The organism is Haloarcula sp. Atlit-120R, from assembly GCF_003665885.1.
In the GTDB taxonomy this organism is placed as follows: Archaea; Halobacteriota; Halobacteria; order Halobacteriales; family Haloarculaceae; genus Haloarcula; species Haloarcula taiwanensis.
Genome location: NZ_QPLN01000110.1, coordinates 1 through 441, shown reverse-complemented (window position 1 = coordinate 441; position 441 = coordinate 1). Strand labels below are relative to the sequence as shown.

Below are 441 nucleotides of genomic sequence, written 5' to 3'. Positions count from 1 at the left end.
ACCGCCTGCGAGAGCTCGCGTTCCTCAACTCCGGGGTCGAGATTTCGCTCTCCGACGAGCGGACCGACGAGTCGAGCACGTTCCTCTTCGAGGGCGGCATCCGCGAGTTCGTCGAGTACCTCAACGAGACCAAGACGGCGCTCCACGACGACGTCATCTACTACGACGACGAGTCGGAGGGCATCGAGGTCGAAATCGCCATGCAGGCGACCGACGAGCTCCAGGGGTCGATTCACGCCTTCGCCAACAACATCAACACCCGCGAGGGCGGCACGCATCTGACCGGGTTCAAGACGGCGCTCACCCGCGTCGTCAACGACTACGCGAACAGCCACGACATGCTCGACGACCTCGACGGCGACAACCTCCGCGGCGAGGACGTTCGCGAGGGACTCACCGCCGTCATCTCCGTCAAGCACCCCGACCCGCAGTTCGAGGGCC

1 pseudogene is annotated in these 441 nt (G+C 64.9%); it reads left to right on the top strand.

Features of this window, described 5'->3' with window-relative positions:
* Window positions 1-441: pseudogene (locus tag DVK01_RS21460) on the top strand (DNA topoisomerase IV subunit B); the annotation flags it as partial.